Genomic DNA, 22543 nt, shown 5'->3' with positions numbered 1-22543 from the left:
CCGCGTGGTGCTTTCACCGGAAGGGCGGCCTGACGAGCCGCCCTTTGCCGTCTGCGATCATTTCAAGGTCCAGAGCTTCTGCGTATGATGGCTTTTCATCTTCCTCGCCGGGACCGGGGGCCGATAGCAGGAAGAAATGCCGAGAATACATCACGCAACTGGTCACGAGCGCCAGCGGCCTTCGTGCGCGGGCATAGGCCGCCTGAACGCAAAACCTCGCGCAGTTCACAGGCGGATTTCTTTTACTGATGCTTCGAACCGCGCCGATTGCGCCCGGGAAGTCTCGACGAACACGCTTCGTCGGCCAAACGCTCGACGAATGTCGTGGCCAGCGGAGAAAGCGTGCCATTGCGACGCACGAGACAACAGATCTGGCGCGGCCACTTCGCGCCATTCACGTCGAGCACTTGCAAGCCCAGTTGCGTTGCGAACGGCTGATGCTGCGTGCTGCATATGCCAACCATGTCCGTGTTCGCGACCAGAAAGAAAACGCCCATCGGCGAACTATAGTTGCTTTGAACCTGCACCCGTGGTCCGGCCAGGCGATGTCGATGGAAATATTCCTCGATCTGTTTGCGCACCGACACGCCGGGGCCCGGCAATATCCATTCGCATCGGGCCAGGTCTTCCGGTGTAACGGCCTTGCCGGTTTGAAATAAAGGGTGCTCCTTCCTGCACACGACTGACGTCGATTCACTCAGTAGCGCAATCGCACGCAAGTCATCCGGCAAGTCCACGGGGAGTGGCGCAACACCCAGATCGATTTGCCCTTCCAGTAACGCCTGAACCAGCACGTCCGATAGCTGTACGGTCAACTCGATGCGCAAAGCGGGACGCTTCTTCAACAACGAGAGAAAGGTCCGGCTGACCAGCGGTTCAGTCGCGGGCGTCGAACCCACTCTGACTTTCGCGAGTTCGCCCGAATGGAGTTCGGTGATCTGATTCAGCGCATCTTCGTAGGCGGCGCGCAACCGCACCGCGTGCTGGCGGAACTCCGAGCCGTACGCGGTAAGTTGCATGCCTTTGGGCGAACGTTCAAAAAGAGCGACGCCCAGTTCAGCCTCGAGCCGTCGAACTGCTTTGGTCAGCGCAGGCTGGCTGATGCCCACCTGGGTCGCAGCCCGGTGCAGCAAGCCTGTCTCCGCGACAGTCAGGAAATATGCCAGATCATCCAGATTCACGATAACCAACGGTTATTGCATGCGAAGGAAACATGCTTGTCTCGAAAGCCCGTGCTGTCAATACTTCTTTCACCTATCGCACGACGCCGGCTGCCTGACAGCCACATTTTTCGAAGACGGGATCATGACCAGCAAACCGAACATCGTTCTTATCGTTGCCGACAACCTGGGTTGGGGGGAGCTCGGTTGTTACGGTGGCGGGAAACTCATTCGCGGCGCGGCTACGCCTCGCATCGATGCGCTCGCGCGAAGCGGGATGCGTCTTTTGAACTACAACGTCGAAAGCGATTGCGTGCCCACCCGCGGCGCCTTGATGACCGGCCGGCATCCCATTCGCACCGGCGCGTTCCAGTCGATTCCGCCGGGCCTGCCGCAAGGGCTCACGCGTGCGGAGCGCACGCTTGCGGAGGTGGCGTCCGACGCCGGCTATGCCACCGCGCACTACGGAAAATGGCACCTCGGGGACGTCCCCGGCCGTTATCCGTCGGACCGCGGCTTCGACGAGTGGTATGGCATTCCCCGGACCACGGACGAAACGCAGTTCACGACCTCGATCGGATTCGATCCGGCCGTCGCGGAGATTCCGTACATCATGGCAGGCAAAAGGGGCGAGCCCTCGATCAACGTAAAGGTGTATGACCTCGCGGCACGGCGCACGATCGACGAAGAGCTTGTCGAAAAGTCGAAGGATTTCATGCGGAGAAACGTCCGCGAGTCGAAGCCGTTCTTTCTCTATCTGCCTCTCGTTCATCTTCATTTTCCGACGCTGCCGCACGAGGATTTCGATGGCGCGAGCGGGATGGGTGAATTTGCCGATTCGCTCGCGGAAATGGATTTCCGCGTTGGACAGATCATCGACGAAATCGACGCGTTGGGGCTCAGCGAAGAAACGCTTGTGATCTTCTGCAGCGACAACGGTCCCGAGTTCCGGCCACCGTACCGGGGCACGGCGGGCCCGTGGAGCGGCACGTACCACACCGCGATGGAAGGAAGCCTGCGGGTGCCATTCATCGCCCGCTGGCCCGGCAGGATTCCGGTCGATGTGAACAATCAGATCGTGCACGTCGTGGATCTGATGCCGACGATTGCCGAGCTCATCGGTGGCAGGTTGCGAGACGACTGCCCGATCGATGGTGTCAGCCAGCTCGATTTCCTGACCGGCAGGAAGCCGGTGTCGAACCGCGAAGGCTTTCTTTTCTTCATCAAGGACGAGCTGCGAGCGGTCAAGTGGCGCGACTGGAAGCTTCACTATGTCTGGGAACCCTATGTGAATGCGGGCGCGAAGAAGCTCGAGACGCCGTATCTCTTCCACCTGATCCAGGACCCCAAGGAAGAGACCGACATTCTGGTGCGAAACACCTGGGTGCTCGGGCCGATGATGAAGCTCGTCAAGGCGTTCAAGGACAGCGTCAAGGCATTTCCGAACACGCCGCCCGGCGAACCCGACTGAGCGGCGGCAAGACAGTCCACGTCGAAATACTAAATGGAGAAGCAACGTGAAAAGACTATTCGTGGCACTCGTCATGACCTCGCTGACGATTCCTTTCGCGGTTCACGCGAAAGACTGGACGACGATCCGGTTCGCGACGGATGCGAGCTATCCACCGTTTGAATCCAAGGCGCCCGACGGGCGTCTGGTCGGCTTCGATATCGACCTTGGCAATGAAATCTGCGAGCGTATGCACGCCCGATGCGTATGGATGGAAAATTCGTTCGACGGCATGATTCCGGGCCTCAAGGCACGCAAATTCGATGCTGTTCTTTCATCGATGACGATGACGCCGAAAAGGAAAGAGCAGATTGCGTTTTCCAATCGCCTGTACAACACCGGCAGCCGCCTGATCGTTGCAAAGGGTTCTAATTTGCTGCCGACTTCCGAGTCTCTCGCTGGAAAATCGGTCGGCGTCGAGCAGGGCACGATCCAGGAGACCTACGCGAAAACCTATTGGGAGCCCAAGGGCGCGCGGGTGGTCGCGTACCAGAACCAGGATCAGGTCTATACCGATTTAACCGCGGGTCGAATCGACGCTGTGCTGCAAAATCAGGTGCAGGCCGAGCTGGGTTTTCTGAAAACGCCGCGCGGTGCAAATTTCACGTTTGCCGGTAACGCGCTGAGCGACCCGAAGATTCTCGGCGAAGGTACGGGCATCGGGATACGGCAGGAGGATGTCGATCTGAAAGCCGGCATCGACGCCGCGATCGCCGGAATGCTCAAAGATGGTACGTACCGGAAGATTGCTGGAAAGTACTTCGACTTCAATATCTATGGAGAATGACCAGGCGTTCGCCGGTGCAAGTGCGGGGCTTTTCAGTTCGGCAGAAAAACTATTTACCTGGAATAAGACTAGTCCGAATCTATTGTTGGTGTTGCATAAATGCGTAATTTGACAATCATTTTCCTTTCTATTCTGGAATGAAATCTAATCGGCCATTAGGTTACGAACTCTGATTGTTTCGTAACCTGAATTGGCAAAGTGAACAGGAAGAACTACCGGCTATTTTCGCTACGGCGGATCGCGTTTGCCGCGCTTGCATTGCCTGGCGTGCTGCCTGCGCGGTCAGGCGCGCAGATCGTTCCGGGTGGCGCGCACGCACCGGGCGTCATCACGACGCAGAACGGCCTTCCTCAAGTGAACATCAACCGGCCGTCCAGCGCGGGCGTGTCGATGAACACCTACGGCCAGTTCGACGTACAGAAAAACGGCGCCATTCTGAACAACGCATCGACGATTGTTCAAACGCAGCAGGCCGGCATGATCAACGGCAATCCGAACTTCGGACCTGGCCAGTCGGCGCGGATCATCGTCAATCAGGTCAACAGCAACGCGGCGAGCCAGCTTAACGGACATCTGGAAGTTGCGGGCCAACGCGCGGATGTCGTGATTGCAAACGGCTCGGGCATCAGCATAAACGGCGGCGGCTTTATCAACACCTCGCGCGCGATCCTGACAACAGGCACGCCGAACTTCGCGCCGGACGGTTCGCTTGCGGGTTTCAACGTACGGGGTGGAAGCATCACGATCCAGGGCGCTGGATTCAATGCGGCCGATACCGACCAGGTCGACCTGCTCTCGCGCGCGGTGCAGGCGAACGCGGCCATCCATGCGAAGAACCTGAACGTGGTGACGGGTGCGAACAGCATCGACCGCGACACGCTCGATGCGACGCCGATTGCCGGCAATGGTCCCGCGCCGGGCGTGTCGATCGACGTCGGTCAGTTGGGTGGTATGTACGCGAATCGCATCGTTCTCGTTGGGACGGAAAACGGTGTCGGGGTTTCGAATGCGGGTGTGCTTGCGGCACAGGCGGGCGACCTCACGCTGACCACGCAGGGCAAGCTGGTGCTCACCGGTACGACGAACGCGAGCGGTAATCTCGCGGTGTCCTCGGCGGGCGGTGTCGACAATAGCGGCACGACCTACGCACAACAGTCCGTGTCGGTCGGCACAGCAGGCACGCTCACCAATACCGGTACGCTGGCCGCGCAACGGAACCTGACTGTCCATGCAGGCAGTATTGCGTCGACCGGTGCGCTCGGCGCGGGCATCGATAACGATGGTTCGGTCGCGCAATCGGGCGATCTGAACCTGTTCGCAAACGGAATGCTGTCGGCCACGGGTCGGAACCTCGCGGGCGGAAATGCAACGCTGCGAGGCGACAGCGTGACGCTCACCGGAAGCCAGACCGCCGCGAATGGTGCGCTCGACGTTGCCGCTGCGCAAACACTCGACACCAGCGCGGCGACGCTCGACGCCTCGCGGCTATCCCTGAGCGCCGCGAACCTCACCAACCACGGCGGTACGCTGACGCAGGCCGGTATCGGCCCGACAACCGTCAACGTATCCGGTACGTTCGACAATACCAACGGTGCGCTGACAACGAACAGTACCAGCCTGACGCTGTCGCCCGGCATGCTCATCAACAACGGCGGCAGGATTGCGGACTCCGGGACCGGGACACTGTCCATCGCTACCGGCTCGCTGTCGAACGGCGGCGGCAGTATCGCGACCAATGGCGCGCTCGATGTTCTTGCGGGCGCGGTGTCGAACCGGGGCGGCACGCTGGCGGGGCAAGCTTCGGCCGCGCTCGCCGTCGCGTCGCTCGATAACAGCGCGGGCGGCTATGTCGGCGCGCGGAACGTATCGGTCGCCGGCACGGGCGTACTGAACAACGCGGGCGGCACGGTGCAGGCGGACGGCGAGCTCGACGTGTCGGCACTGACCATATCGAACGATGGCGGTACGATCGCGAATGGCGGGGTGGGCTCAACGGCGGTCAGTGTGAGCGGGGCGCTCACCAATACCGGCAATGGACAGATCGGCGGCAACGGCGACGTGACGCTCAACGCGCAGACGCTGTCGAACAGGGGCGGCGCACAGGTGCTGTCGGGCCACGACCTCACGCTGAATGTCGCGCAGTCGGTCGACAACAGCGGCGCCACGCTTTCGGGTGCGAACAGGCTCACGCTTGACCAGGCGGCCGCCGCGGTTTTGAACCGGGGCGGTTCGATTCATGCGAACGGCGCGCTGGCCCTGAACGTCGCGTCGCTCGATAACACGTCGGGCCGCATCGGCAACGACGCCGGCAGCGGTGGCAGTGTTGCGATCAGAGCGGACACGCTTGCGAACCAAAGCGGCGCGATCGGCAGCGACCAGGACCTGAGCATCACGACGAACCAGTTGACCGGTGTCGGCCGCATCGTAGCGGGCAACGATGGTGCGATCGCGGTCAACGGCGACTACACGCAACGCGCGGCCAACCTGATTCAGGCAAATCACGACCTGACGTTCAGCGTGACCGGCAATCTCACGAATCAGGGCACGCTGGGCGCGGTCAACGCGCTGACCGTGAATGCTGCGAGTGCGATCACGAACGAAGGCCGCATCGAGGGTGACAGCGTCACGACTCACAGCGCGACGCTAACCAACACCGCGGCGATCATCGGCAATACGGTCACGCTGAACGGCAGCCAGTCCATTGCGAACACCGGCATCGCCGCGGTCATGGCCGCCGCTTCGGAACTGAACCTGTACTCGCTTGGCGACATTTCGAACACGGGTGGTGCGAATATGTTCAGCCTCGGCGGCATCAATATCGCCGCCGACGCGACCCGCGACGCGAACGGTCTGCTCGCCAACCGCAGTAGTTCGGTCACGAACGACCAGTCCACCATCGAAGCGCAGGGCAGCATCGAGATCGCCACGCAGATGCTGACCAATACGCGCCCGGCACCCACGGTCGAGACGGTGACGACCGACGTCGAAACGGTCCATCAGACCAGGCGCGACAAGTACATGGCCTGCGCAACAGGCAACAGCGACAAGGGCTACTGCACGCAGGCCATGTGGGATAACGGTTATAGCGCGCCGATCGACGCAACCTACTCCGCTTCGCAGATCGTCTCGCGGACTTCAGGGCCGAACGCAACGGACAACGTGCTGGTTGTAAACGTCAACGGCCAGCAGCAGACGATCTGGTACAACACGCTGACGCAGAACAGCGACGGTTCGGTCACTGTCAACTACTGGGACGATTACGACCCGAACGTCAACTATCTGCCGTCCAGCGAGTACGCGACACGCAGCGATGGACACAATGGCTATCAGCGCGTCGAGATCGCGCGCGACACGATCACCACGACACAGCAGGACCAGGTAACGGGCCCGCAGGCACAGCAGGCGCAACTGCTCGCGGGCGGCAACATGACGCTCGCGAATGTCGGCACGCTGAACAACGCGTATAGCGCGATCGCGGCGGGCGGTTCGATCCAGATCGGCTCGAGCCGGCAGGATGGCGAAATCGGCAACGGGACCGGCAACTACGGCGGCACGACGGTCAATAACACCGGACAGACGCTGTACCAGTACCAGCGTCAGGACATCGTGTCGACCTATGCGTGGAACGAGAACATCACGCAGGACGTGGGCACCGTCGTCGAGCCGTCGATCGTGCTCGCGCCCGTGGCGATCGGCGGCACGGGCGCGAGCACGATCATCGCGAACCACGCGGTGAGTATCACCGGCACGGACATCAACAACACGAACGTCGCGGCCGCGAACTCCGCGACCGGCGCGACCGGGGGAACGCTGGGCGCCAACCAGTTGATGAAGAGTACGCAGGTCAATGCGCCGCGGACCGTCGCGAGCAGTTCAGGCACGCTGAACATCACGCTACCCACGAGCGGTCTGTACACATACCAGACGGTACCCGGCGCGCAGTACCTGGTTGTGACCGATCCACGGCTGATGAGCTATACGAGCTTCATCTCCAGCGACTACATGCTCCGGCAGCTTGGACTCAATCCACAAACCGTCGAGAAGCGGCTCGGTGACGGCATGTACGAAGAGCAACTGGTGCGTGAACAGATCACGCAACTGACCGGCCGCGTCTATCTGCAAGGCTACACGAACAACCCTGGATGAGTATCAGGCGCTGATGACGAGCGGCGTGAACGTCGCGCGGCAGTTCGGGCTCGAGCCGGGCATCGCACTGACGGCCGCGCAGATGGACGCGTTGACGAGCGACATCGTCTGGCTCGTCAGCCAGACCGTGACCTTGCCTGACGGCTCGACTGAACAGGTGCTCGCGCCGGTCGTGTATCTCGCGCAGACGCATGCGAATGATCTTCAGGCGAGTGGCGCGCTGATTGCGGCGGATGACGTGGAAATTCACGCCACGGGCAGCACGACCAATTCGGGCGTCGTCAAGGGTGGCACGCAGACGGTGTTGAGCGCGACCGATATCCTGAACCGGGGCGGCACGATCGCGAGCAGCAGCGCGAACGGTACAACGGTAGTGTCGGCGACGAATGACGTGGTGAACGCGTCGGGCCAGATGACCGGCAACCGGGTCGCGGTGCTGGCAGGCAACAACATCGTCGATACGACGCTCGTGGATACGGCCGGCGTCAGTTCAACAGCGGGCAACAGCAAGGTCAGTCAGACGCTGCTCGGCTCACAGGGCACGATTGTTTCGACCGGCGACGTGGTGATTGCAGCGGGCAACGATCTGACGGTGCACGGTGCGAGCATCAGCGCGGGCGGCGGCGCGCAGATCACCGCAGGCCACGACATCACGGTCGATGCGGTGCAGTCCACCACGTCGCAAGCGCTCGCGCGGAATGACCAGCATCACTGGGAAGCAAACGGCATTACTAACCAGACCAGCGCGATTTCGGCCGGCGGCGATCTCGCGATGCAGAGCGGCAACGACGCAAACTTCAAGGGTGCGACGGTGACGGCGGGCGGTGACATGGCGGTCGTCGCGGGCGGCAATCTGACGGCGACCATGGTCACCGATACCGCGAAATTCGACAACGTCGCCACCGACGACAGCACCCGCAAGGAAGTCGATCACACGTACGACGAACACGCGGTCGGCACGACCTTCACGGCGGGCGGCAATGCGACGCTCGGCGCGGTCAGCACGGACGCGGGCAAAGGCAATGTGACGCTCACCGGATCGAGCCTGACCGCCGGCATGACGAACGGCGTCGATAACGGCACGGGTGCGGCAACGATCGCGGCATCCGGCAATGTCACGATCAACGAGGCCCGCGAGGAGCACGACAGCTACCAGGCCGTGGAATCGAAGCGCGGCAGTTTCGTCAGCGGATCGACGACCGATACGATGCTGGCCACGCAGACCAATATTGGCGTCGCGAGCACGGTGTCGGGTGATGCCGTGACGGTGCAGGCGGGTCGCGATCTGACCATCCGGGGCAGTAACGTGGTCGGTACCAACGATGTGAGGCTGGGCGCCATCGGCAACGTCAACATCACGACGTCGCAGGACACGCAGCAATCGCAGAGCAGCTATCAGAAGAAGGAATATGGCTTCCTGTCGGGCCTCAATCCGCTGAACCAGCTTGATGGTGGCCTTCAGGGTTACACCATCGGCACGCGCACCACCACGGACGCACAGCAGGCGACGCAGGTCACGAACAACGGCAGCATGGTTGGTTCACTCAATGGCAACCTGAACATCGCATCGGGCAACGACCTGCATGTAACGGGAAGTACGCTGCACGCTGGCAACGATCTGAATCTGGCGGGCAAGACGGTGACAATCGATGCGGCGCAGAATACCGCGACGCAGAACGAGCAGAAGTCGTTCAAACAGACCGCGATTTCCGCAGGTGTCAGCAACCCGGTCATTGCGGCGGTGCAGACCGCGAACCAGATGCGCAAGGACGTGAAGCGGACAAACGGCGACGCGCGGCTCGACGCGCTCGCCGCCGCGACGACAGGGCTCGCGGCGAAGAATGCCTACGATGCGGTCATGAGCGACCCGACGGCTGTCGGGGGTGTGGGTATCAATGTGTCGCTGGGTACGAGCCACAGCAACAGCAACTCGACGGCGTCGTCGAGTACGGCAGTGGGCAGTACCGTGTCGGCGGGCCATAACCTGACGATCGCGGCGGCCGGCGCGGGAGCGGACAGCAACATCGATGTCATTGGCAGCAACATCAGGGCGGGCAACGACGCCACGCTCGATGCCGAAGGCAACATCAATCTTCAGGCGGCGCGGAACACCGACAGCCAGCAGAGCACGAACAGCGGATCGAGTGCGAGTATCGGCGTGACGTTCGGCGTCGGAAAGTCGAATGGCATCTCGTTCCAGGCGGGCGTGTCGGGCACGAAGGGCAATGGCAACGGCAGTGATACGACGTGGACCAATACGCACGTCGACGCGGGCAACACGCTGACGCTGCAATCGGGGGGCGACACGAACCTGAAGGGCGCGGTGGCCGATGGCCAGCAGGTGATCGCCAATGTCGGCGGCAACCTGAATATCGAAAGCCTTCAGGACATCAGCACCTACAACTCGAAACAGCAGAGCGGCGGCGTGTCGGTGAGCGTGTGCGTGCCGCCGATCTGCTATGGCGCATCCAGCGTAGCGGGCAACATCAGCCAGCAGAAGCTGAACAGCAACTATGCGAGCGTGACGGAGCAGTCGGGCATTAGTGCGGGCGACGGCGGCTTCCAGATCGATGTGAAGGGCAATACGGACCTGAAGGGGGCCGTGATTTCCAGCAGCGATGCGGCGGTGCAGAGCGGCGTGAACAGCCTGACGACCGCGACGCTGACGCATAGCGACATCGAGAATACGGCCGAATACAGCGGGCAGTCGGTAGGTATCAGCGGCGGTTATGGCGGCGATATCGGCAAGAGCCAGAGCGGCACGGCGAGCAATACCAATCCGGTGCCGGGTACGACGCTGCCGAAGAGCGGTGGACTGTCGATGGCGCCGCCGATCGTCACGAGTGCGTCGGGCGATGCGAGCGGCACGACGAAGAGCGCGATCGGCGGCGGGACGATTACGATCACCGATGGCGCCAAACAGCAGCAATTGACCGGACAGACTGCCGATGAAGCAGTGGCGGGCATCAGCCGTGACACGTCGGATACGTTGGGGTCAGTTGCACCGATCTTCGACAAGGACAGGATCGAGGCCGGGTTCGATATCACGAGCCAGTTCATCAACCAGGTGGGCACGTTCGTGAACAACCGGGCGAAGGAAGCGGATGCGGCGAAGGCCGCGGCGAACGATCCGAACCTGACGCCGGAACAGCGCGCGGCGGCGCAGCAGCAGGCCGACCAGCTGAATGCCGAATGGGGGCCCAGGGGTTCGTATCGTCAGGTGCTGACTGCGTTGAGTGTGGCGGCGGGTGGGAATGTGACCGGAAGTGTGGGGCAGTTCGCGCAGAGTGCGACGGTGGCGTACTTGCAGGAATTGGGCGCGAGCGGGGTTAAGCAGATCGCGGATAGCCTCGAAAGTGAGACTGCGCGGGCGGCGCTGCATGCGATTGTCGGTTGTGCGGGTGCGGCGGCGAGTAGCCAGAGTTGTGGCGCCGGGGCGATGGGGGCGGCGGCGAGTTCGGTGCTGGGCAGCTTGCTCGGGCCGACGGATGGGATGTCGGCGGAAGATCGTCAGGCGCGGGAGAACCTGGTGACGAGTCTGGTGGCGGGGATTGCCACGGCGTCAGGGGCGAATGCGGCGACGGCGACGGGTGCGGGGCAGATCGAAGGGGAGAATAATCAGGTTGCGGCGCCGATGGCGTCGCCGCCGCCGTGGTTGGCAGGGTTACTCAAGCTGCCGGGATTCAAGGGGGAGACGGCGGGCAAGGGTGACGGCGTAATTGCCGATCCGGCGACTGAACTTGATCCGACGATCAAGGCCGGTACGCCGATGACGACGCCATCGGGATCGGACGTGATCGACGGCATCTTCAGGACGCCGCCGGTTGTGGATGTGGCCAGGGGGCTGGTTGACTATATTCTGACGGCGGTTAAGGGCGGCGATGGGACGGGTAATACGACGCTCAATAGTGGGAACGGTGACGACGCGAATAGCGATAGCGGCGGGAGCAGCACTTTCTGGTCACCGACGAAATCAAAGACGCCTGTCGAGAATGCCTACGATCACTCCGTTAAACATGGTGGAGAGTTCCCGGACCATCAGAATTCGGTGCAATATGTTCAGGCAGCGCAGAACTTCGTGAACAATCCGCCGGCGGGAACACTCATCAAGACGCGGCCCAATGGTGACACACTGTATTACGATCCATCGTCAGATACGTTTGCCGTGAAAACTAAGGATGGAGCGCCGAGAACGATGTTTAAGCCGGATCCGGCTCAACACGGCTACCTAACCAATCTGGATTACTTCAATGCACAAAAATAACTGCCGAGTGTGCGGCTATGAATTGGCGTATCCCCCTTGGGGGGATGATGGTGAAGATCCGTCTTGGGAGATATGCCCTTGTTGCGGTACAGAGTTTGGATACGAAGATTGCACGCCGGTAAGCGCCAGGAGAAAAAGAGCGCAATGGATTGCTGCGGGTTGTCCGTGGTTTGATTGTAAAAAGAAGTCGTTAGATTGGAACTTAAAACGCCAATGCGAGCACATTCCAGAGGCGTTTAAATGATGGGGAGAACAACCAGTTTTCCGTGATGGCCCCGTCGACTTCACCATTGCCTGGGTGGCTGGAGGCACTTGGCAAGCTGCCTGGCTTCCGGGGTGAAACGGCCAGCAAAGGCGATGGTGTGATCGCCGATCCCGCCACCGAGCTTGATCCGACCATCAAGGCGGGCACGCCGATAGCAACGCCGTCGGGATCGGGCGTGATTGACGACATTTTCAAAACGCCACCGGTTGTGGATGTGGCTAAGGGGCTGGTTGACTACGTCATCACATCAATAAATGGCAATCAAGCTACGGATTCAACCGGCGCTCCGCCGCCTAAACTGAGTCCCGACGGTGCGGGACGCAGTGGTGCTTTCAATGAGGCCAAGCGAGCTTCTGGCGTGCCTGTTAGTCACAGCCGTCTGCTGTTCTCCCTAATACAGACAAACGAGGGAATCCACAACCGGCCTATATTTACGTATATGAAGTTCCGTTTGAAGGCGGTGGCACTAAAATCGTCAAAATCCGGGATGATGCTTCTGGTTACTTCTTCGGGGAAGGAAACGCGCAAAACCGAGACCCTCACTTTAATGATCCTGCGGGAAATCACTATGACTATTGAGATCAAAGTTTTGTCAACCCAAGACGTATTTCAAAAAAATGATGTCGTTCTGCTTGAACGTAATGCGTTTTATGATAATGCTCGCTTTGGTGCCATATGCTGGGAGATTTCACGCACTTCTAAAGGATCCGTTAGAAGAGGTGCTGAATTTCGTCATCGCACACACCGTAGGTCGACTACCCGAGTACGAATTTTGGTTGTTTATTGGAAACTCTGCATGGCAACCCGACACGAGAGTTGTGTGCTACAGAAAACTGTTCAATGCTCTCGATGTTCGCGGAGTGGATTTGTCGATACCGGACGATCGGTCAGAATTTGCTATTGAGAAAGACAGCAAGCTCAAATTTTTTGGCTTTGGGAAATTTGATGCAACGCAGGTTGGAATAATAGCTTTGACAATAAGGGAAGAAGATTGTTCATATTTGATCGCACTACCTAAAAATACCGAATTGTCATCTGGTATCGTAATGGGATGGTCTGGAGACTTGAATAAAGACCGATCCTTAATTGAATTCGTCATTAGCAAAAGAGGGGTCATTTTTCGACGTAGTGGTTACTTTGATGATCCTGAAATCGGACTGTTGGCTTTAGGTAGTCCGACTGTCTTGCAAAGATTATGAGTCAAGCAGAATCGAGACAGCGTCGCGCGCGACTGCGACGGCAAGCTCCGGAATGAAAAAGCAGTTGAACGGGACAAAGTTTGATCAACCGCTTGAGCCTTCTTTGAAGGCCATCGCGGATTCAGGATTTGAACAGAGGGACGGCTGTCATTTTCTTCGAGCTCTTCTTGTGGTCGCTAAAGATGCGCGAAGAGCAGCCTTTTAGGATTGCACTGCGTATGAATGTTTTGTCAACTTTGTGCACGCCGAAGACTACGAGGACAAGATGCCGTTAATGCAGGTAATACAGTTTGTCATGCGGGTCTTGACGGTCTGGAATACGGTGCCAAGGCCGATATTGATTGCGATTGTTAGCACTGGCGAGCTGAGCGTTGTTGTTAAGTTTCATGTGAAGCGCCCTGCCGAACAGTGGTTAAGCGAAAACATCGAAGGTTACGACAACCCAGTCATGTCAATCGAATCGACGGAAGACATTCCGTCGGTCCTAGCAGTTTCGCTGACGTAGTAGCCAGGACAGGATAGTTGTTCAACGCGACGGCGGGCCTTCTCCGCCCGCGTCGTGACGTGAGGAACAAGTTCAAAGATCGGAACAAAAATGAAAATCAGCAAGAGGCTATCGCTTCTGCCGTTGATAGCCTCTGCCTCGTTAGCGGGAGAGGCTGCCGACGCACGGCAAACCCCGTCTCCCGCCGACACCGCAGCGGCGGCACGCGCCAGCGCCGAACAAAACCAGCAGGTCAAGGAGCAGCGCGAAGCGCAGCAACGCGCAGCGGCCATCAATGCGCCATCCGTACGCTCAACCATTGCAAGCGCTTCAGGCTGGCCCAAACTGCCAACAGAAACCCCTTGCTTCCGCATTGATACGTTCACACTTGACGTACCAGAGACACTACCCGATGCCGTGCGCAAGCACGGTGCGTCGGCGCTGCCTCTCGACCGCTTCGCATTCGCTCGCGAATGGCTCGACCACTACAAGAGGCAATGCGTGGGCAAGAGCGGAATCGACACACTCACAAAAGGGCTGCAACAGACGATCCTGAGCCGCGGATACGTGACGACGCGCGTGCTTTTACCGCAGCAGGACCTGTCGACAGGTTCGCTTGCATTCGCACTTGTTCCGGGCGTCGTGCGGCAAATCCGCTTTGCCGATCCCGGCACGCGTGGCACGTGGAAAACAGCTTTCCCGACGCGCGACGGCGACCTGCTGAATCTGCGCGATCTTGAGCAGGGGCTGGAGCAGGCAAAGCGTGTCGCGAGTCAGGATGTCGAGATGAAGATCGAACCGACCAAAGCACCGGGCGCAAGCGACGTGGTCATATCGGTGAAGCGCGCCAAACCGTGGAGTTTCGTCGCATCCGTCGATAACTCGGGCACCGAAGCAACCGGCAAATGGCAGGGCAATGTGAGCCTCGGCATCGATAACCCGCTCGGCCTGAACGACATCTTCACGGTCGGCGCGAACCAGGATCTGTCTTTCGGCAACAAGTCACTCGGTTCGCACGGGTTCAACGGTTCCTATTCCATTCCGTGGGGTTACTGGACCGCGACGCTGTCGGGAAACACCAACACGTATTACCAGAACATCGCGGGCGCGAACCAGACGTTTGTATCGAGCGGGAATGCGCAGATCGCGGCGTTGCGCCTCGCGCGCGTCATCACGCGCGGCCAGAACGACGTACTCGGTGGATACGTGCAGCTATCGAAGCGCTTCGGCGAGAGTTTCATCGACGACACGGATATGCCGCAGCAGAGACGCAACAACACGTTCTTCGAAGCCGGATTGACCGACCGGCATTATTTCGGCGCGTCGCAGTTCGACGGCATGCTCGCCTACCGTCAGGGTATCGGCGGACTCGGTGCGACGCCTGACCCGTATCCGGTCGGTCCTACGTACCGGTTCCACATGGCCGTCCTCGACGCGAACCTGTCGGTGCCGTTTGCGGTTGCAACACAGAGCTTTCGCTATGTGGTGACGGTCCACGGGCAGTTCACTAACGACACGCTGTTCTACCTCGACGATCTGGCCATCGGAAGCCGCTACACGGTACGTGGCTTCGATGGGGAAACGATGCTCGCGGCAGAGAAAGGCTTTTACTGGCGAAACGAACTTCAAATGCCAATTGGGCGGACCGGCCAGGCCTTGTATGCGGGGATCGACTATGGGCGAGTGTTCGGACCGAACACGGCATTTCTGGCCGGCACCCAACTGGTGGGCGCGGTGATCGGCATTCGTGGCGGCGTGCCGTCGCGGTTTGCGGGGCTCTCGTATGACCTGCTCGCCGGGACGCCTATTTACAAACCGACTGGATTCCCGACCGCGCGCGTGACACTCGGTGTTCAGGCGACGATGCAGTTCTAACGATCAATCCGACAGCGCATCGGTTGCGCTTTCGGCATAAATGATCTGTGTGCCGTTACCGGCGAGCCATCGTGCGAAGTCTTCGCTCAAGCCTTCGTCGGTGACAAGATAGTCGATCCGGTCCATCGCGCCGAATGCCGCGAATTCCCGCTTGCCGAATTTCTTCGAGTCCGCGAGAAGGTAGACCGTCCTCGCGGCATCGATCATGGCTCGTTTGACATGCAGGTCGATAAAGTCCGGATAGGAGATGCCCGACTCTTTCGATACCCCGCCGGCCGCGAGGAACAGCTTGTCGACGAACATCCCCTGGAAAAAGGTCGACGCCTTTTCGCCCGAAACGGCAATCGTTTCCGGCTTGAATTCACCGCCCGTCAGCATCACCCGGTTGGTCGGCTCGGCACCGAGGAGAATCGCGATATTCAGCGCATTGGTCACGATGCGCAGATGCTGTCGCTCGAGCAGATTCTTCGCGAGTTCAGTGGTCGTCGCGCCGCAATCGAGAATGATGGAATCCCCGTTCTGGATGAGGCCCGCGGCCTTGCGGCCGATCAGCGCTTTTTCAGGGCTGGTCGGCAGGATACTGCCGCGCTCCGCGGCGCGCCTGACAGGGTCCGGTTGCGCGGCGACCAGCCGGACATTGCCGTGCACGCGTTCGACACGGCCAAGCTTCTGCAGCTCGTCGATATCCTTCCGGATGGTGGGCATGGAGACGCCAAATTCGCTGGAAAGCTCGGATAGCTTCACCAGTTTGGCTGCCTGCACCCTTTCGAAGATCTTTTCTGTTCTGGTCCGTTGATCCATTTTGCTTTTCCTGCAAAGTGCCGGCCGACACTCGCCACGCCAGTCTCTATTGTGCCTGAATCGGCCCGGTTATGGTCCACATAGGTGTTTTCCCTCTTTCCTTTGTCTTCTCTTTGACTTTCTAAAGAAAGTAATAGAAACTAAAAGCCAAGCAAACAGGAAGTTTCAGGAGTTGGGAATGGAAAACCCCTTCAAGCAGTCCGGCGAGGCGCTTCATCGGCGGGCGCAGGAAATCCGCAAGAAAATCTGTGTGATGAATTCCGCGGCGAAGAGCGGGCACACGGGCGGTGACATGTCCGAGGCCGACATCCTGGCCGCACTGTATTTTCACGTGCTCCGGTACGACGTTCAGGCCGACCGGACCGTCAGATGGCACGACGAATTCATCCTGAGCAAGGGGCATGGCGTAGGGGGGCTGTACTCCTGCTTCGCGGAACTGGGCTGGCTCGATGACGACGAGCTGCTTACCTACCTGAAGGACGATTCCCGGCTACCGGGCCATCCTGTCAGGCAGAAACTGCCTTCGTGGGTGACCGTGAACACCGGCGGTCTCGGGCACGGGCTGCCGATCGCCGCGGGTCTGGCGATGGCCAAGCAGCGCCACGCGAGCGCAACGGAAGGATCGGTGGGGCGCGTTTTCGTGTTGACCGGCGACGGCGAACTGGAAGAAGGATCCAACTGGGAAGCCGCGATGGCCGCGGCCCATTTCGAGCTGGCCAATCTCGTGACGATCGTCGACCGGAATCGGCTGCAACTGGCCGACTTCACCCACAACATCATGGACATGGATCCGCTCGACGAGAAATTCCGGGCTTTCGGTTTCGAGGTTCACGATGTCAACGGAAATCAGTCCGATGCCATTTGGAAACTAATAGAAAGTCTCGACTATGATAATGGAAAGCCGAAAGTGATCATCGCTCATACGGTCAAAGGGCGGGGCGTGTCTTTCATGGAGAACGTGCCGGCGTGGCATCACAAGGTTCCCGACGAAAAACAACTGCGGCAGGCTTTGGAGGAGCTGGATCATGCGTGAGTACGCCGATTTGCGGGACGGCGCGGTGAGCGCCCTGGGGCGACTGACGGCTGAAGGCCGGGACATCCTGGTGATGGTCGCCGATTCGACCTCCACCTCAAAAATCGGGCCGTTTCTCGAAACGTATCCTGAACGGGTCATCAACGTCGGCATTGCCGAGCAGAACATGGTGGGCATGGCCGCGGGTCTCGCGCTCGGCGGTCATATCGTCTTCACCGCGAATGCCGCTCCGTTTCTTGTCGGGCGCGCCAACGAACAGGTCAAGAACGACATCTGCTATAGCGCGACGAACGTGAAAATGCTGGGCCTCAATGCCGGGGTGGCCTATGGTCCGCTGGCCTCGACTCATCACGCGATCGACGACATCTCGATCATGAGCGGTTTCGGCAATGTGCAAATCTTCGCGCCGTGCGACGAGATCGAGGTGATCCAGACGATCGAATACGCGGCGGCCGTCGAAGGGCCGGTTTATATCCGGCTCGACAACGCGAAGTTTCCGGCCGTGCACGACGCGGGTTACCGTTTCGAGCCGGGCCGCCCGGACGTCGTGATTCAGGGCAGCCGGGTTGCCGTCATCGCGTTGGGCTCGGTGGTCGGCGAGGCGCTCGAGGCCTGCGAGACGCTCAAGGACGAAGCCAGCATCACGCCGACACTCGTCAGTCTTTCCTCGGTGCGTCCGCTCGATCAGGACGCGCTCGCGAAGATCATCGCGTCCCATGACTCGGTCGTGACCGTCGAGGAGCATTCGCTGCACGGCGGGATCGGCGCGATCGTCGCCGTGCTGATGGCGCGGCGCCAGCTTTCGAAGCCGCTCACCATGCTCGGCATCACCGAGGGCGAGTTCGCCCGCTACGGCACGCGCAAGGGCATCCGGCGTCATTACGGTATCGACGCGGCCGGCATCGGCGCCGCGATCCGCGCGCAGTGCGCCCACTGAACACATAAGAACAGATTCAAGGAGGCACAGCATGGCAATTCAATATGACATGTCGCTGCGGCATGGCGTCGATTTCGACTTCCGTCTGGACGGCAAGGTTGCGATCGTGACGGGCGGCCTCGGCGGAATCGCGATGGCCACGAACGCGGCGCTCATCGCCAAAGGCGCGCGCGTGGCGATCTTTTATCCGGGCTTCGAGGAGCCGCGCGTGCAGGCCGCCATCGAACAACTCGGCGCCGCCAACGCAAAGGCATTTCCCTGCGACGTCGCCGACGAAGCCGACGTCGAAAAGGCAATGAAGGCCGCGCTCGCGCATTTCGGCGACTTTCATCTGCTCGTCAATGCAGCCGGCTGCATCACGCTGACAGCGGCTGAAGACATCGGCGTCGACGAATGGCAAAAGCAGATCGGCGTCAACTTGACGGGGCCGTTCCTGTGCTCGAAGCATTTCGCCCGCCACGTCCTGGCGAGCGGCCACGGCGGCAAGATCGTCAACATCGCTTCGCAGGCCGCGACCGTCGCGATCGACAGGCACTGCGCGTACACCTCGGCAAAGGCCGGCCTGATCGGCATGACCAAAGTACTCGCCAAGGAGTGGGCGCCGCGCGGCATTACGGTCAACACCGTCTCGCCCACCGTGGTCCTGACGCCGATGGGCGCGGCGGCCTGGGACGGCGAGAAGGGCGAAGCGATGAAGAAGCTGATTCCGGTCGGGCGCTTTGCCTATACCGACGAAATCGCGGCGGCAATTCTTTTCCTGTTGTCCAACGCAGCGGACATGATCACGGGCGCCGACCTCATGATCGATGGCGGCTACACCATCTGCTGACGATGTTCTGTGCGCAGCTACGACACGGCTGCGTCATGTTGAAAAAAGAAGTCAATCTGGAGACAAAAATGCTGAAGAAAATCGCACTTGCCACTGCTGTCGCCGCTTCGCTCGCGATGGTCTGCGCCACCGATGCCGACGCCGCATCGAAAGGGACGATCGCGATCCTCGTGAATGCGCTCGACAATCCGTACTACGCGGCCGAAGCCAAAGGCGCCAGCGCCGAGGCCAAAAAGCTCGGCTACGACACGATCGTCCTGTCGCATGGCGAGGACGTGAACAAGCAGAACGAGCTCGTCAATCTCGTGATCGGCAAAGGCGTGAAAGGCATCGTTCTCGACAACGCCGACTCGAACAGCAGCGTGGCCACCGTTCGCACGGCCCAGGAAAAGAAAGTGCCGGTCGTTCTGATCAATCGCGAAATCCCGAAAGACGGCATCGCGATCGCGCAACTGAGCCATAACAATCTGCAAGCCGGCAGCGAAGTCGCGCAGAAGTTCGTCGAAGCGATCGGCGAAAAAGGCGAATACGTCGAATTGACCTGCAATCTGGCCGACAAGAACTGTGTGACTCGCTCGCAGGCGTTCCACCAGGTGCTGGACCAGTATCCCGACCTCAAGATGGTTGCCCGCCAGGATGCCAAGGGCGCGTTGCTGCCCGGCAAGCAGGCAATGGACTCGATTCTGCAGGAACATCCGAACATCAAGGGTGTCATCTGCGGCAACGGGCCGGTTGCACTCGGCGCGATCGCGTCGCTCGAATCCGCGGGCAAGAAGAACGTGGTCGTGATGGGCATCGACGGCAGCAACGACGAGCGCGACTCCATTCTGCAGGGCAAGCTGAAGGCCACGGTGATGCTGCAGGCGCAAGGTATTGCGGTTCACGGCGTCGACCTGCTCGATAAATACATTACGACCGGCAAGACCGGCGAGCCGGAGCGTCAACTCACGCGCGGGATCCTGATTACGAAGGACAACGCGTCGCACGTGAAGGATTTCTATTACACCAAGTAGTCGCGTTCTGGAAATGCTTCGGGTGCGGCCGGCGCCGCACCCGAAGAAGTCATGTCAGGAGAGGTAGTCATGCTTCACTCCATCATCCCGGCCCGGCGCGCGCTCATGGTTCTGGGCGTCGCCTGTATCGCCGGCTGTCACGTCGTGACCGATACCGAACTCGCCCAGATCCGCAGCCAGGGGCAGCACCAGGGCCCCGATCCCGCCAAACTCCTGAACGAGCAACTGATTCCGTACGCGGACAAGAATGCCAGGCCCGCGGCTATGGTGATCGTCGCGGTCGGCCAGAACTTCGATAGCGCCTGCAAGGAGTACGGCTTTCGCCAAAGCACGGCTTTTCCCTGCAATTTCTGGATTCGCGTACAGGGAAAGGTGGTTCGCATCGACGACTCGTCGCGCGTCGGCAAGGCGTATGTCGACGTCACGCCGCCGTCCGGGGGCGAACCGGTTCATATCGCGCTCGAAACAGGTCCGGTCGTGATCGGAACGGGCGTGCGCGACGGTTTTCCGGGACTCAAATACAGCGACTTCGACGACCAGACCCGCTTTGCGGTATTCGGCCAGGAGCTGAACAGGCTGGTCGTCGATCGCGCGCAGAAGTCGCTGAAGCTCAAGGTGGGCGAGACGGTCGACGTCGCGGCCGTGTACAGCAGCTGGAGCGAGCCGACGGGCGAAATCCGCGCGATTCCGGTGGCCTGGAAATGAACGAAGCTCAAACCACCAACCCGGTCAACGTGATCGAGACGCTCGGGCTGTCCAAGATGTATCCGGGCACGGCGGCGCTGGTCGACGTCGACTACAAGGTACGGCGCGGCAAGGTCAACGTGCTGATCGGCGAGAACGGCGCCGGCAAGTCGACGTTGATGAAGCTGCTGGCCGGCGCGGAAGTCCCGACCTCGGGAGAGATCCGGATCGACGACGCGATTGCCCAGATCACCGACGTGCGCAGCGCGGAAAAGCACGGTGTGGGCATCATCTTCCAGGAATTGAACCTGTTTCCGGACATGACGGTCGCGGAGAATATTTTCGCCGGCAACGAATTGACGAGCTCCGGCGTGATTCGCGGCAAGGACGAGAATCATCAGGCGAAGGTGTTGCTCGAGCGTCTGCGGATCCCGATCGATCCGCGCACCCGCCTCGGCGATCTGTATGTCGGTCAGCAGCAACTCGTCGAGATCGCCAAGGCGCTCTCCAAGCACATCAAGGTGCTGATCATGGACGAGCCGACTTCCGCGCTTTCGAAAGCGGAAGTCGAAATCCTCTTCAAGATCATCGCGCAGTTGAAGGAAGAGGGCGTCACGGTGATCTACATCTCGCACCGCCTCGAGGAGATCATGGCGGTCGGAGATTGCATTACCGTGCTGCGCAACGGCCGTCTGGTCGCCGAAGACGACATCGCGAACATCGACATCCCGTGGATCATCGAAGCGATGGTCGGATCGTCGAAAAAGCGCTTCGCATTCGAGCAGCACGCGATCGGCGAAGAAGTGCTGAAGGTGACCGACCTCGCGCTGAAGCGCTCGAACGGCATCTATGCGGTGGACCACGTGTCGTTTTCCGTCAGGGCGGGCGAGGTGGTCGGGATATACGGGCTGATGGGCGCGGGCCGTACCGAACTGCTGGAGTCGCTGCTCGGCGCACAGCCGTTGGCGCTCGGTGAAATCGAACTGGCCGGCAGGCCGCTCGAGGATCTGCCGATCCCGAAGCGGATCGAGGCGGGCATCGCGCTGGTACCGGAAGACCGGCAGAAGCAGGGCATGATCCAGTTGATGTCGATTCTGGAAAACATGACGTTGTCGAGCCTTGCGAAATTCACGCGCCGCCTGTCGTTCGGGGCGCTCAGACGCGACAGGCAGATCGAAGCGACCAACGAGATCGTCAAGCGTCTGGCGATCAAGATCGCGTCCGTCGACGCGCCGATCACGTCGCTCTCGGGCGGCAACATGCAGAAAGTCGTGATCGGCAAGGCGCTCCTCACGTCTCCGAAAGTGCTGCTGATGGACGAGCCGACCCGCGGCATCGACGTCGGCGCGAAGGAAGACGTGTACAAGACCATCAGTCTGCTCGCGCAATCGGGCATTGCCGTGATCTATGCGACGTCCGAACTGGACGAGGCCATGGCTGTTTCCAACCGGGTCTTCGTGATGGCCAGCGGCAAGCTGACGGCCATCATGGAACGTTCGGAGTTCGACAGCGAACGGATCGTTCGCGCGTCGACACCGGCTACCGCCGTAGTCTGA

The 22543-nt window shown here is 60.3% G+C and carries 14 protein-coding genes and 2 pseudogenes; 14 read left to right on the top strand and 2 right to left on the bottom strand.

Annotated elements, in window-relative coordinates:
• Window positions 1–242 precede the first annotated feature (242 nt).
• Window positions 243–1181: a LysR family transcriptional regulator gene (locus tag QM685_RS04180; protein ID WP_415113006.1), complete on the bottom strand. Its 939-nt coding sequence runs from the start codon at window positions 1179–1181 to the stop codon at window positions 243–245.
• A 124-nt stretch (window positions 1182–1305) separates the two neighbouring features.
• On the opposite strand from QM685_RS04180, the gene QM685_RS04175 reads away from it, so the two are divergent.
• From QM685_RS04175 to QM685_RS04140, 8 genes and pseudogenes are all read left to right on the top strand, one after another.
• Window positions 1306–2631 (top strand): arylsulfatase, encoded by a 1326-nt coding sequence (locus QM685_RS04175; RefSeq protein WP_415113004.1) that lies wholly within the window; start codon window positions 1306–1308, stop codon window positions 2629–2631.
• Window positions 2632–2677: 46 nt separating this feature from the next.
• Window positions 2678–3457 carry an ABC transporter substrate-binding protein gene (locus tag QM685_RS04170; RefSeq protein ID WP_415113002.1) on the top strand — a complete coding sequence of 260 codons (780 nt, stop codon included), beginning with the start codon at window positions 2678–2680 and terminating at the stop codon, window positions 3455–3457.
• 198 nt (window positions 3458–3655) lie between these two features.
• Window positions 3656–4465 (top strand): annotated as a pseudogene (locus QM685_RS04165) (filamentous hemagglutinin N-terminal domain-containing protein); the annotation flags it as partial.
• A gap of 537 nt (window positions 4466–5002) precedes the next feature.
• A pseudogene (locus QM685_RS04160) lies at window positions 5003–11867 on the top strand (hemagglutinin repeat-containing protein); the annotation flags it as partial.
• Between the two features lie 694 nt (window positions 11868–12561).
• Entirely contained in the window at window positions 12562–12711 is a 150-nt protein-coding gene (locus QM685_RS04155; RefSeq protein ID WP_415113120.1) for an HNH/endonuclease VII fold putative polymorphic toxin, read from the top strand.
• 287 nt (window positions 12712–12998) lie between these two features.
• A complete protein-coding gene (locus tag QM685_RS04150) occupies window positions 12999–13331 on the top strand; it encodes a hypothetical protein (protein ID WP_415113000.1) in 333 nt (110 codons plus the stop codon).
• Window positions 13332–13596: 265 nt separating this feature from the next.
• A complete protein-coding gene (locus QM685_RS04145; protein WP_415112998.1) occupies window positions 13597–13836 on the top strand; it encodes a hypothetical protein in 240 nt (79 codons plus the stop codon).
• Window positions 13837–13926: 90 nt separating this feature from the next.
• Window positions 13927–15690: a ShlB/FhaC/HecB family hemolysin secretion/activation protein gene (locus QM685_RS04140; RefSeq protein WP_415112996.1), complete on the top strand. Its 1764-nt coding sequence runs from the start codon at window positions 13927–13929 to the stop codon at window positions 15688–15690.
• Window positions 15691–15693: 3 nt separating this feature from the next.
• Here the strand turns inward: QM685_RS04140 and QM685_RS04135 are convergent, their stop codons facing one another.
• Window positions 15694–16491: a DeoR/GlpR family DNA-binding transcription regulator gene (locus QM685_RS04135; RefSeq protein WP_415112994.1), complete on the bottom strand. Its 798-nt coding sequence runs from the start codon at window positions 16489–16491 to the stop codon at window positions 15694–15696.
• A gap of 178 nt (window positions 16492–16669) precedes the next feature.
• On the opposite strand from QM685_RS04135, the gene QM685_RS04130 reads away from it, so the two are divergent.
• The 6 genes from QM685_RS04130 (at window position 16670) to QM685_RS04105 (ending at window position 22543) form a co-directional block, all read left to right on the top strand.
• Window positions 16670–17524: a transketolase gene (locus QM685_RS04130; protein WP_415112992.1), complete on the top strand. Its 855-nt coding sequence runs from the start codon at window positions 16670–16672 to the stop codon at window positions 17522–17524.
• A complete protein-coding gene (locus QM685_RS04125; protein WP_415112990.1) occupies window positions 17517–18461 on the top strand; it encodes a transketolase family protein in 945 nt (314 codons plus the stop codon). Before QM685_RS04130 ends, QM685_RS04125 begins: the two co-directional genes overlap by 8 nt.
• A gap of 31 nt (window positions 18462–18492) precedes the next feature.
• Window positions 18493–19290 carry a GolD/DthD family dehydrogenase gene (locus QM685_RS04120; RefSeq protein WP_415112988.1) on the top strand — a complete coding sequence of 266 codons (798 nt, stop codon included), beginning with the start codon at window positions 18493–18495 and terminating at the stop codon, window positions 19288–19290.
• Between the two features lie 68 nt (window positions 19291–19358).
• Window positions 19359–20303, top strand: a complete 945-nt coding sequence (locus tag QM685_RS04115; RefSeq protein WP_415112986.1) for a D-ribose ABC transporter substrate-binding protein — start codon at window positions 19359–19361, stop codon at window positions 20301–20303.
• A gap of 69 nt (window positions 20304–20372) precedes the next feature.
• Window positions 20373–21008 carry a DUF2291 family protein gene (locus QM685_RS04110; protein ID WP_415112984.1) on the top strand — a complete coding sequence of 212 codons (636 nt, stop codon included), beginning with the start codon at window positions 20373–20375 and terminating at the stop codon, window positions 21006–21008.
• Complete coding sequence (locus tag QM685_RS04105) at window positions 21005–22543, top strand: sugar ABC transporter ATP-binding protein (protein WP_415112982.1); 1539 nt, start codon at window positions 21005–21007, stop codon at window positions 22541–22543. The genes QM685_RS04110 and QM685_RS04105 overlap by 4 nt, the downstream gene beginning before the upstream one ends.

This window comes from Paraburkholderia sp. (assembly GCF_047605525.1).
Classification (GTDB): Bacteria; Pseudomonadota; Gammaproteobacteria; order Burkholderiales; family Burkholderiaceae; genus Paraburkholderia.
This window is presented reverse-complemented; position numbering and strand designations above follow the sequence as displayed.